This window comes from Streptomyces caelestis (assembly GCF_001279005.1).
GTDB classification, from domain to species: Bacteria; Actinomycetota; Actinomycetes; order Streptomycetales; family Streptomycetaceae; genus Streptomyces; species Streptomyces heliomycini.
Map to the genome: position 1 here is coordinate 329518 of NZ_LGCN01000210.1, position 12426 is coordinate 341943.

The 12426-nt window shown below is 69.9% G+C and carries 9 protein-coding genes; all 9 read right to left on the minus strand.

Annotation, left to right across the window (positions count from 1 at the left end; all coding sequences use genetic code 11):
- Nucleotides 1–42: 42 nt before the first annotated feature.
- Entirely contained in the window at nt 43–1245 is a 1203-nt protein-coding gene (rodA, locus tag ADK41_RS24740; RefSeq protein ID WP_030818424.1) for a rod shape-determining protein RodA, read from the minus strand.
- A complete protein-coding gene (gene mrdA / locus ADK41_RS24745; RefSeq protein WP_030818426.1) occupies nt 1242–3575 on the minus strand; it encodes a penicillin-binding protein 2 in 2334 nt (777 codons plus the stop codon). Before mrdA ends, rodA begins: the two co-directional genes overlap by 4 nt.
- A gap of 114 nt (nt 3576–3689) precedes the next feature.
- Complete coding sequence (gene mreD, locus ADK41_RS24750) at nt 3690–4358, minus strand: rod shape-determining protein MreD (RefSeq protein ID WP_030818428.1); 669 nt, start codon at nt 4356–4358, stop codon at nt 3690–3692.
- A 13-nt stretch (nt 4359–4371) separates the two neighbouring features.
- Complete coding sequence (gene mreC / locus ADK41_RS24755) at nt 4372–5313, minus strand: rod shape-determining protein MreC (RefSeq protein ID WP_030818430.1); 942 nt, start codon at nt 5311–5313, stop codon at nt 4372–4374.
- Between the two features lie 173 nt (nt 5314–5486).
- Nucleotides 5487–6506, minus strand: a complete 1020-nt coding sequence (locus tag ADK41_RS24760) for a rod shape-determining protein (RefSeq protein ID WP_030818432.1) — start codon at nt 6504–6506, stop codon at nt 5487–5489.
- Nucleotides 6507–6812: 306 nt separating this feature from the next.
- Nucleotides 6813–7226: a nucleoside-diphosphate kinase gene (gene ndk / locus ADK41_RS24765; RefSeq protein WP_030818434.1), complete on the minus strand. Its 414-nt coding sequence runs from the start codon at nt 7224–7226 to the stop codon at nt 6813–6815.
- 65 nt (nt 7227–7291) lie between these two features.
- Entirely contained in the window at nt 7292–7642 is a 351-nt protein-coding gene (locus ADK41_RS24770) for a DUF4233 domain-containing protein (protein WP_030818436.1), read from the minus strand.
- A 6-nt stretch (nt 7643–7648) separates the two neighbouring features.
- On the minus strand, nt 7649–9148 hold the full coding sequence (gene folC, locus ADK41_RS24775) for a bifunctional tetrahydrofolate synthase/dihydrofolate synthase (protein ID WP_030818438.1): 1500 nt from the start codon (nt 9146–9148) through the stop codon (nt 7649–7651).
- A 420-nt stretch (nt 9149–9568) separates the two neighbouring features.
- Nucleotides 9569–12193 carry a valine--tRNA ligase gene (locus ADK41_RS24780; protein ID WP_030818440.1) on the minus strand — a complete coding sequence of 875 codons (2625 nt, stop codon included), beginning with the start codon at nt 12191–12193 and terminating at the stop codon, nt 9569–9571.
- Nucleotides 12194–12426 lie beyond the last annotated feature (233 nt).

Consider the following 12426-nt stretch of genomic DNA (forward strand, 5'->3'; position numbering starts at 1 on the left):
GTGCGGAGCGGTGGTGGACCGCCGCTCCGCGTCCGTGACGGTTCACGCGGACATCGGCCGTTGTATCCGGATGGACTGCAGCAGGCCCACGGCGAGCCAGACGGCGAACATGGAGGAGCCGCCGTAGGAGACGAACGGCAGGGGCAGGCCGGTGACGGGCATGATGCCGAGGGTCATGCCGATGTTCTCGAAGGCCTGGAAGGCGAACCAGGCGACGATGCCGGCGGCGACGGTCGTGCCGTACAGGTCGGTGGTGTCGCGGGCGATGCGGCAGGCGCGCCAGAGGATGATGCCGAGCAGGCCGATGATCAGTGCGCCGCCGACGAAGCCGAGTTCCTCGCCGGCGACGGTGAAGACGAAGTCGGTCTGTTGTTCGGGGACGAACTGGCCGGTGGTCTGTGAGCCCTGGAAGAGGCCGGAGCCGGTGAGTCCGCCGGAGCCGATGGCGATGCGGGCCTGGTTGGTGTTGTAGCCGACGCCGGCGGGGTCGAGCTCGGGGTTGGCGAAGGCGGCGAAGCGGTTGATCTGGTACTCGTCGAGGATGCCGAGCTGCCAGACGGTGACCGCGCCGATCGCTCCGGCGCCGAGCAGGCCGAAGGTCCAGCGGTTGGAGGCGCCGGAGGCGAGCAGCACGCCGAGCACGATGATGACCATGACCATGACCGACCCGAGGTCGGGCATGAGCATCACGATCAGCATGGGGACGACGGCCAGCCCGAGGGCCTGGAGGACCGTGCGGTGATCGGGGTACGGCTTGTCGCCGGCGTCGACGCGGGCGGCGAGCAGCATCGCCATGCCCAGGATGATCGTGATCTTCACGAACTCGGAGGGCTGGAGGGAGAAGCCGCCGGGGAGCTTGATCCAGGAGTGGGCGCCGTTGATGGTGGAGCCCAGCGGGGTGAGCACCAGCAGGATCAGGAAGACGGAGGCGCCGTACAGCAGGGGCACGGCCGTGCGCAGGGCGCGGTGGCCGAGCCAGAGGACGCCGATCATCATGGCGAGTCCGATGCCGGTGTTGAGCCAGTGCCGGACCAGGAAGTAGTAGGGGTCGCCCTGGTTGAGCTCGGTGCGGTTGCGGGTGGCCGAGTAGACCAGGAGCGAGCCCAGCAGGGACAGGGCGAGCGCCGAGAACAGTATCGGCCAGTCGAGGCGGCGGGCCAGGGAGTCGCGGGCGAAGACCCGTGTCCAGCCGGCCCGCTCCGGTCCGTATCCGGAGACCTGGAAGCTGTTGACGCCGCCGGTCATGACGTCGTCCTCCGTGCTCCGCTGCGGCCGCACCGGTGGCGTGCGCGGCGGCGGGGGTGTCCGTCGCCGCGTCGTGGTCCGCCGCCGCCCCGCCGTCGCTCGCGGCGGCGGGTGTCGCGGTTGGTGTTCTCCGGTGAGGGGACCGTGCCGGTCTGCTGCGGGTCGGCCGGGTCGCCCTGCGGGGTGGTGGCCTGTGCGTCGGGCGAGGGGGTCGCCCGGTCCTTGGCGGCGTCCTTGGAGATCTTCGGGGAGGTGATGGTGCCGTCCGTGCGGACCTTGGGAAGGTTCTTCTGCGGCGTGGGCAGCAGCGCCTTCTTCTTGTCGATCCCGCCGTCCTCGGAGACGCCGTACAGGGCGTTGTAGATGTTGCGCACGGCGGGGCCCGAGGCGCCGGAGCCCGTACCGCCCTGGGAGATCGTCATGACGATCGAGTAGTCCTTGGTGTACGTGGCGAACCACGAGGTGGTCTGCTTGCCGTGGACCTCGGCGGTACCGGTCTTGGCGTGCATCGGGATCTCGTCCTGTGGCCAGCCCCCGAATCGCCACGCGGCCGTACCGCGGGTGGCGACTCCTTCGAGGGCTTCGTCTATCTGGCTGAGCGTCTTCTTCGTCATCGGCAGCTTGCCGTGCGGCTGGGGCTCGATCTCCGTGACCGTCTTGCCGTCGGGGCTGATGACGGCCTTGCCGACGGTGGGGTCGTAGAGGGTGCCGCCGTTGGCGAGGGCCGCGTAGATGGTGGCCATCTGGATGGGGGTGACGAGCGTGTCGCCCTGGCCGATGGAGTAGTTGACGGAGTCACCCGCGCGCAGCCGGTTGCCTTCGAGGCAGTTCTCGTAGGCGATCTTCTCGGCGTAGGTGCCGTCCTTCTTCCCGTACTTGCACCAGGCGTCCTTGTTGGCCGTCCAGTAGTCGAGCTTCCACTGGCGGTCGGGGACGCGGCCGGTGACCTCGTTGGGCAGGTCGATGCCGGTCTCGGCGCCGAGGCCGAACTGGTGGGCCGTCTTGTAGAACCAGTCGGCGGCGTCCTTCTTCGGCTTGTTGCCGCCGTCGCGCTTCCACTCCTCGTGGGAGAGGGCGTAGAAGACGGTGTCGCAGGACACCTCCAGGGCGCGGCCGAGGCTGATCGGGCCGTGGTTCTGGGACTCGAAGTTCTTGAAGACCTGTCCGCCGATGGAGTACGAGCTGGAGCAGTTGTAGGGGCCTTCGAAGGAGTAGCCGGCCTTGATGGCGGCGGCCGTGGGGATGACCTTGAAGATGGAGCCGGGGGCCGACTGGCCCTGGATGGCGCGGTTGAGCAGCGGGTAGTTGGACTTCTTGCCGGTGAGGGCGGCGTAGTCCTTGGCGGAGATGCCGCCGACCCAGGCGTTGGGGTCGTAGGTCGGGTTGGAGGCCATGGCGACGACGCGGCCGGTCCTGGCCTCCATGACCACGACGGCGCCGGAGTCGGCCTCGTAGTTGCGGTTGGTGTTGTGGTCGTGCTGCTTGCGGGCTTCCTTCATCGCCTCGTTCAGCTCGTACTCGGCGATGCGCTGGACGCGGGAGTCGATGCTGGTGACGAGGTTGGCGCCGGGCTCGGCGGGGTCGGCCTCGGCCTCGCCGATGACGCGGCCGAGGTTGTCGACCTCGTAGCGGGTGACGCCGGCCTTGCCGCGCAGCTGCTTGTCGTACTGGCGTTCCAGGCCGGAGCGGCCGACCATGTCGGAGCGCAGGTAGGGCGAGCTGGTGTCCTGGGCCTTGGTGATCTCCTCGTCGGTGACGGGCGAGAGGTAACCGAGGACCTGGGCGGTGTTGGCCTTGCCGGGGCTCGGGTAGCGGCGCAGGGCCTGCGGCTCGGCGGTGATGCCGGGGAAGTCCTCGGCGCGCTCGCGGATCTGCAGGGCCTGTTTGGCGGTGGCCTCGTCGGTGATGGGGATGGGCTGGTACGGCGAGCCGTTCCAGCAGGGCTGGGGGGTCTCGGCGTCGCAGAGGCGGACCTTCCGGAGGACCTCCTCGGCGTCCATGCCGAGGACGCCGGCGAGTTTGGTGAGGACCGCCCTGCCGTCGTCCTTCATCTTCAGCAGGTCGGTGCGGGAGGCGGAGACGACCAGGCGGGTCTCGTTGTCGGCGAGGGGTACTCCGCGGGCGTCCAGGATGGAGCCGCGGACCGCGGGCTGGACGACCTGCTGGACGTGGTTGCCGGAGGCCTCCTTGGCGTACTGGTCGCCCTCGCGGATCTGGAGGTACCACAGGCGCCCGCCGAGGGTGCCGAGGAGGGAGATGACGAGGACCTGGATGACGACGAGCCGGATCTGGACCCGCGGGCTGCGGCCGGTCTCGGGGATGTTGGTCACGCGGTTTCCTCCTCTCTCAGAACGCGTACGCGGGTACGGGTACGAGTGGTGAACGGCCGGGCCGTGGGCCCGCGTTCCGTCGTCGTTCACTCGTTCCGGTGAAGTTGGGCGAGGTCACAGGCGCTTGACCCCCTTGATGCGTCCGGCGCGGGCCACCCGGGCACGGGCCGCCTTGGCCCGCAGTCCGCCCCGCTGCCCGTCGATGCGCAGTCCGGTGCCGCCGGAGAGCCAGCCGGAGGCGACGTCGCCGGACTTGGCGGGGCTGGTCTCGGCGAGCGGGTCGTTCTCGGCGCGCCGGGCCAGGGCCATGACGCCGGGGACGACGAACGGCGCGAGCAGCAGGTCGTACAGGGCGGCGGTGAACAGCAGCCCGCTCAGGCCGACATGGCGGGCGGCGGTGTCGCCGACGAGGGCGCCGACACCGGCGTAGAGCAGGGTGGAGCCGACGGCGGCGGCGACGACCACGACCATCGGGCCGGTGGCCGACTTCACCTGGCCGCTCTCGGGTTTGACGAGTCCGGCGAGGTAGCCGATGACGCACAGCACGAGGGCGTAGCGTCCGGCGGCGTGGTCGGCGGGCGGGGCGAGGTCGGCGAGGAGTCCGGCGGTGAAGCCGACGAGGGCGCCGCCGACGTGGCCGTAGACCAGGGCGAGGCCCAGGACGGTGAGCAGCAGCAGGTCGGGGACGGCGCCCGGGAGGTGGAGCCGGGCGAGGACACTCACCTGGATCACCAGGGCGACGACGATCAGCGAGCTGGAGAGCAGGATCCGGTTGACGCGCATGGGGTGACAGCTCCTACTGCTCTTGCTGGTTCGGGCCGTCGGCAGAGGCGGAGGGCGTGACGGTCACCGTCACGGTCGGCGTGGGGGTCGGCTTCGGCTTCTTGGGCAGCACCGTGTCGCGCGGGTCCTTCTCGGGGGCCTGGACGACGACGCCGACCACGTCGAGTTTGCTGAAGCTGACGAACGGCGTGACGGAGAGGGTGCGGGTGAGGCCGCCGCCGGAGGGGTCGACGCGGGAGACGACGCCGACGGGAACGCCGGGCACGAACGGCTTGTCGGCCTGGGAGCCGAAGGTGACCAGACGGTCGCCCTTCTTGATCTCGGCCTTGCCGTTGAGGAGTTCGACGCGCAGCGGGCGGTCGCCCTGGCCGGAGGCGAAGCCGAGCTCGTCGGCGGCCTCCATGCGGGTGCCGACGGTGAAGTCGGGGTCGGTGGCGAGCAGCACGGTGGCGGTGTCGGGGCCGACGGTGGTGACGCGGCCGACGAGTCCGTCGTGGTTGAGGACGGTCATGTCGCGCTCGATGCCGTCGTCGGCTCCGGCGTCGATGGTGATGGTCCAGGAGAAGCCCTGGGCCGCTCCTATGGCGATGACCTGGGCGCCCTTGATGCCGTACTGGCCCCGGCCGGAGATCTTCAGCAGTTCGTCGAGCTGCTTGAGGCGGCTGCGGTTGCGGTCGTCGCTGCCGAGTTCGGCCTTGAGCGCGGTGTTCTCCCGCTCCAGCTCGGCGAGCCGGTCGTGCCGGTCGCCGGACTCGCGGACGGCGGAGACGGCGTTGCCGATCGGGTCGACCGCGCCGGACACACCGTTCTCGATCGGGCCGAAGACGGTCGCCGCGGCCTGTCGGGCACCGTCGACCGGTGAATCCTCCCCGCCGCGGATGTCCACCGTGATCAGTGCGAACGCGATGGCGATCAGCAGCACCAGGAGCAGCCGGCTCTCTCGTGTGTCCCTCACGTGCGGCGGCCGTGCCTTCCTCGTCGAGAACGGGTATGAGGTGGGGGTCTGTTCAGGTGTGGTGACGGTGCTTCGAACAGTTTTTCGAGGCACCGTGGGGAGATTATGCCTCTATATCAACGATCCGCCGTACGGAGGGCGATCATCCCGTACGGCGGAACCGAAGCGTCGCGTCATCTGCGCGGCTGGGCGTCGAGCACCTGCTGAAGCGCCTCGAACTCCTCGACGCACTTGCCGGAGCCGAGCGCCACGCTGTCCAGCGGGTCCTCGGCGATGTGGATCGGCATGCCCGTCTCCCGGCGCAGCCGCTCGTCGAGGCCGCGCAGCAGGGCTCCGCCGCCGGTCAGCACGATCCCCCGGTCCATGATGTCGCCCGACAGCTCCGGCGGGCACTTGTCGAGGGTCGTCTTGACCGCGTCCACGATGGCGTTGACCGGCTCCTCGATCGCCTTGCGCACTTCGGTGGCGGAGATCACCACGGTCTTCGGCAGTCCGGAGACGAGGTCCCGGCCGCGGATCTCGGTGTGCTCGTCGGTGTCCAGGTCGTACGCCGAGCCGATCGTGATCTTGATCTGTTCGGCCGACCGCTCACCCAGCAGGAGGGAGTACTCCTTCTTGATGTGCTGGATGATCGCGTTGTCCAGCTCGTCGCCCGCGACGCGGATGGACTGGGCGGTGACGATGCCGCCGAGGGAGATGACCGCGACCTCCGTGGTGCCGCCGCCGATGTCCACCACCATGTTGCCGGTGGCCTCGTGGACCGGCAGTCCGGAGCCGATGGCGGCGGCCATGGGCTCCTCGATGATGTGCACCTGGCGGGCGCCGGCCTGGGACGACGCCTCGATGACGGCGCGGCGCTCGACGCCGGTGATGCCCGAGGGCACACAGACGACGACCCGCGGACGAGCCAGGTACCGCCGCTTGTGGATCTTCAGGATGAAGTAGCGGAGCATCCGCTCGGTGATCTCGAAGTCGGCGATGACACCGTCCTTCAGCGGACGCACGGCGACGATGTTGCCGGGCGTGCGCCCGATCATCTTCTTCGCCTCGGAACCGACCGCGAGGATGCCGCCGGTGTTGGTGTTGATCGCGACGACGGACGGCTCGTTGAGTACGATCCCGCGACCCCTGACGTACACCAGCGTGTTGGCGGTCCCGAGGTCGACAGCCATGTCACGGCCGATGAACGACATTGAGTTCCCCATCAGGATTCGTCTGGCCTTCCCACGAGCTTTTGAGGGCTTTTCAGGTCGGCGAGGTGGGTGCGGTGACGTGAATGCTTCCATCGTAGACGCGCCTTCGCGAGCACCGCGCGAGGGTCTTCGCCATTGTCATCAGATGGCGTCCCCCCCTGCTTGTGGAGACGGTCCATCGGGGGCATCCGTTCCCCCGAACGCCGCGCATATGCCGGAAAAGGGTCCGGGGGCAAAGCCCCCAGACCGCCCGACAGACGGCCAAACGCGCCGAACGCGGCCGCGACGTGATCGTTATGCGTGACGTTACGCGCGACCCGGGAAGAAGATCTTCACCTCGCGCTCGGCGGACTCCTCGGAGTCGGAGGCGTGGATCAGGTTCTCCCGGACGATCACACCGAAGTCGCCGCGGATCGACCCCGGCGCGGCGGCGATCGGGTCCGTGGGACCCGCCAGTTGGCGTACCCCCTCGATGACCCGCTCACCCTCGACGATCATCGCCACGACCGGGCCTGAGGCCATGAACTCCACCAGCGGCTCGTAGAACGGCTTGCCCTTGTGCTCGCCGTAGTGCTGCTCCAGCGTGTCCTGGTCCAGGGCGCGCAGCTCCAGCGCGGTGATCTGCCAGCCGGCCTTGCGCTCGATACGGCTGATGATCTCGCCGGTCAGGCCACGACGTACGGCGTCGGGCTTGAGCAGGACGAGGGTGCGCTGGGTCACGACGGAGCTCCTTGTGCGTGAAGTGGTGCGGGGACACGAGATTACCGGGCGTGTCGGGACATCCGTCACGCAGCGTCAGGCTGCTCCGGCTGCGCGGCGAAACGGGCCTTCGCTTCGTCCACCTTTCGCCCGAAGTGCACCGACGCCCACCACAGCAGCGCGAAGAGCGCCCCCATGAAGAACATCATCGGGACGAAGACGCCGGAGAGGACGAGGGCGACCTGCAGCGCCCAGCCGAGAACCACCCCGCCGGGCCGCGTGATCATCCCGCACAGGGCCACGCACAGGAACATCGCGATGCCGCAGACCGTCCACACCGTGCCGGTGGACAGGTCCGCGTCCTTCATCGCGACCAGCCCGGCGAAACCGATGATGAAGAACTCGCCGATCAGGGTCGAGGCACAGAGCGTACGCACGGGATCTCAGCCCTTCCCCAGGAGCAGTCGGGCCTCGCCGACGGTGATGACGGAACCGGTGACGAGCACACCGCCGCCCGCGAACTCGCCCTCCTCCTCGGCCAGCGTGATCGCCGCCTCCAGGGCGTCCGGCAGCCGCGGCTCGACCTGGACGCGGTCCTCGCCGAACACCTCGACGGCGATCGCCGCCAGCTCGTCGGCGTCCATCGCGCGGTGGCTGGTGTTCCGGGTGACGACGACCTCGGCGAAGACCGGCTCGAACGCCTCCAGCAGTCCGCGCACGTTCTTGTCGCCGCTCGCGCCGACCACACCGATGAGCCGGCTGAACTGGAACGCCTCCCCGATCGCCGCGGCCACCGCCCGCGCGCCCGCCGGGTTGTGGGCGGCGTCCAGGACGACGGTCGGCGAACGCCGTACGACCTCCAGCCGGCCCGGGGAGGCGACGGCGGCGAACGCCTTGCGCACGGTGTCGATGTCGAGCGGCTGGGCGTGCTGGGCGCCGACGCCGAAGAACGCCTCCACCGCGGCGAGCGCCACGGCCGCGTTGTGGGCCTGGTGTTCGCCGTGCAGCGGGAGGTACACCTCGGGGTACTCGCCGCCGAGTCCGCGCAGCGTCACCAACTGGCCGCCGACGGCGACCTGCCGGGCCACGACCCCGAACTCCAGGCCCTCCCGGGCCACCGTCGCGTCCACCTCGACGGCCTTCTTCAGCAGCACCTGAGCGGCGTCCACCGGCTGCTGCGCCATGATCACCGTCGCGTCCCGCTTGACGATGCCGGACTTCTCGGCGGCGATCTCGGCGGGCGTGGTGCCGAGCCGGTCGGTGTGGTCGAGGTCGATCGGCGTCACCACGGCGACGCCGGCGTCGATCACGTTCGTCGCGTCCCAGCTGCCGCCCATGCCGACCTCGACGACCGCCACGTCCACGGGGGCGTCGGCGAAGGCGGCGTACGCCATGCCGGTGAGCACCTCGAAGAAGGACAGCCGGTACTCCTGCCGGGCGTCGACCATCTCGACGTACGGCTTGACGTCCTGGTACGTCTCGACGAACCGCTCGGCGGGGACCGGGGCCCCGTCGAGGCTGATCCGCTCGGTGATCGACTGGACGTGCGGGGAGGTGTAACGGCCGGTGCGCAGCTCGAAGGCGCCGAGCAGGGCCTCGATCATGCGGGCGGTGGAGGTCTTGCCGTTGGTGCCGGTGATGTGGATCGAGGGGTACGAGCGCTGCGGCTCGCCCAGGACGTCCATCAGCGCGGCGATGCGGGCGACCGAGGGCTCCAGCTTGGTCTCGCCCCAGCGGGTGGCGAGCTCCGCCTCGACCTCGCGCAGGGCCTTGTCGACCTCGGGGTCCTCGGGGCGGGCGGGCACGTCCGCCTGGGGCGGGCCGCCCTGCGTGCGCAGGGTGCGGCTGCCGGCCTCGATCACCGCGAGGTCGGGGTCGCGGTCGGTCTCGGCCTCGACGATCTCGTCGAAGGAGCCGCTGTCGTTCGGGGGGAGCTCACTCACGCAGACCAGTCTACGTATCCCGGCCCGCGCCCCTCGTGCCGCCACAGCCCGCGGGCGGTCGTGCCGCTGGGGGTGCCTCCGCCGGGGGCGGCACCTCGTCGAAGCCGAGCGGCGCCAACCGCCCCCGGACGGCCGAAGGCTCCCGGAGCCATGTGGTTCCAGGAGCCTTCGGTCGCCGTCACGGCGCTTCACTCACCCGCGCCTGCGGAGTGCCTCCCCCGGCGCCCACCCTCCCCCACCCTCGACTCCTCCCCCACTCTCGGCTTCGCTCGAGCGGGGGGACCCCCATGAGCGGGGGGACACCCCCATGAGCGGGAGGTACCCCCATCGCCCTGGGGGTAACTCCCAGGCCCTTGAGGCACTGGGGAGGCACGACTGCCCGCAGCGGTGCGGGTGCGGCTGACCGCAGCGGCGGTGGGGTTACGCCGGGGGCAGGCGGTCGAGTTGGGACTGGATTCGGGTGATGTCCTCCTCCGCCTTCGCCAGGCGGGTGCGGATCTTGTCGACCACGTGGTCCGGCGCCTTCGACAGGAACGCCTCGTTGCCGAGCTTCGCCGTCGCCTGGGACTTCTCCTTCTCGGCGGCGGCGAGGTCCTTGGCCAGGCGCTTGCGCTCGGCGGCCACGTCGATCACACCGGACAGGTCCAGCGCGACCTCGACACCCGCGACCGGCAGGGTCGCCGTGGCCGTGAAGGACTCCCCCTCCGGCTGGAGGCGCAGCAGCTGGCGGATGGCCGGCTCGTGCGCGGCGAGCGCCGTCCCGTCGAGCGTCAGGCGGGCCGGGACCCGCTGGCCCGGCTGGAGCCCCTGGTCGGCACGGAAGCGGCGGACCTCGGTGATCACCGACTGGAGCGTCCCGATCTCCCGCTCGGCGTCCGCGTCCCGGAAACCGCTGTCGGACGGCCAGTCGGCGATGACGACCGACTCGCCCCCCGTCAGCGTCGTCCACAGCGTCTCCGTGACGAACGGGACGACCGGGTGGAGGAGCTTCAGCGTGACGTCGAGGACCTCGCCGAGGACCCGCTTGCTGACCTCGGCCGGCTCCCCGCCCGCCTGGAACGTCGTCTTGGACAGCTCGACGTACCAGTCGAAGACCTCGTCCCACGCGAAGTGGAACAGCGCGTCCGACAGCTTGGCGAACTGGAAGTCGTCGTAGTACGCGTCGACCTCGGCGACGACCGAGTTCAGCCGGGACAGGATCCAGCGGTCGGTCGGCGACATCCTCGACGCGTCCGGCAGCGGACCCTCGACCGTCGCACCGTTCATCATCGCGAAGCGCGTCGCGTTCCAGATCTTGTTGGCGAAGTTGCGCGAGCCCTGGACCCAGTCCTCGCCGATCGGCACGTCGACGCCCGGGTTGGCGCCGCGCGCGAGCGTGAAGCGCAGGGCGTCGGACCCGTACGTGTCCATCCAGTCCAGCGGGTTGACCGCGTTGCCGAAGGACTTCGACATCTTCTTGCCGAACTGGTCGCGGACCATGCCGTGCAGGGCGATGGTGTGGAACGGCGGGGTGCCGTCCATCGCGTACAGGCCGAACATCATCATCCGGGCGACCCAGAAGAAGAGGATGTCGTAGCCGGTGACCAGGACGGAGTTGGGATAGAACTTCGCGAGCGACTCGGTCCGCTCGGGCCAGCCGAGCGTGGAGAACGGCCACAGGCCCGAGGAGAACCAGGTGTCGAGGACGTCGGTGTCCTGGTGCCAGCCCTCGCCGCTCGGGGCCTCCTCGTCCGGTCCGACGCAGACGACCTCGCCGTTCGGCCCGTACCAGACCGGGATGCGGTGGCCCCACCACAACTGCCGCGAGATGCACCAGTCGTGGAGGTTGTCGACCCAGTCGAAGTACCGCTTCTCCATCTCCTGCGGATGGATCTTGACCTTGCCCTCGCGGACGGCGTCACCGGCCGCCTTCGCCAGCGGGCCGACCTTGACCCACCACTGCATGGACAGCCGCGGCTCGATGGTGGTCTTGCAACGCGAGCAGTGGCCGACCGAGTGGACGTACGGCCGCTTCTCGGCGACGATCCGGCCCTCGGCGCGCAGCGCGGCGACGATGGCGGAGCGGGCCTCGAGCCGGTCCAGGCCCTGGAAGGGGCCGTGGGCGGTGATGACCGCGTGCTCGTCCATCACGGCGATGGACGGCAGGCCGTGGCGCCGGCCGATCTCGAAGTCGTTCGGGTCGTGCGCCGGGGTCACCTTGACGGCGCCCGTGCCGAACTCGGGGTCGACGTGCTCGTCGGCGACGACCGGGATGGAGCGGTCGGTCAGCGGCAGCTTGACGAGCGTGCCGACCAGGTGCTTGTAGCGCTCGTCCTCGGGATGGACGGCGACGGCGGTGTCACCGAGCATCGTCTCGGCGCGGGTCGTGGCGACGACGATGGCGTCGTCCCCGTCGCCGTACTTCATGGAGACGAGCTCGCCGTCGTCCTCCTGGTAGTCGACCTCGATGTCGGAGATCGCGGTCAGACAGCGCGGGCACCAGTTGATGATGCGCTCGGCGCGGTAGATCAGCTCGTCGTCGTAGAGCCGCTTGAAGATGGTCTGGACGGCCTGGGACAGGCCCTCGTCCATGGTGAAGCGCTCACGCGACCAGGCGACGCCGTCGCCGAGGCGGCGCATCTGACCGGAGATCTGGCCGCCGGACTCGCCCTTCCACCGCCAGACGCGCTCGATGAACGCCTCGCGGCCGAGGTCGTGGCGGGACTTGCCCTCCTTGGCGAGTTCCCGCTCGACGACGTTCTGCGTGGCGATGCCGGCGTGGTCCATGCCGGGCTGCCACAGCGTCTCGAAGCCCTGCATGCGCTTGCGGCGGGTGAGGGCGTCGATCAGCGTGTGCTCGAACGCGTGCCCGAGGTGCAGGCTGCCGGTGACGTTCGGCGGCGGGATGACGACGGTGTACGGAGGCTTCTCGCTCCCCGCGTCCGCTTCGAAGTAACCGCGCTCCACCCAGCGCTCGTACAGCGGCCCCTCTACATCGGCCGGCGCGTACTGGGTCGGCAGTTCGGTCGTGGGCGCTGGTGGCTCCTGCTGAGCGTTCTCGGTCACGGGGCTCAGTTTAGAGGCGTCACGAGCCTGTCCCGAAACGCGTTTCTCTGTAACGGTGCGACCCCCGCCGGCCTGAACGCATCCTTCCTGGGTCAGGATGTCAGCAACGCATAAGCATCTGGAGGGGGAACTCCGCAATGAGCTACAACCAGCCGGGCCCGTACGGCGGGCAGCCGCAGCAGCCCGGACCGTACGGCCAGCCGGGGCCTTACGGCCAGCCGCCGCAGGCCCCG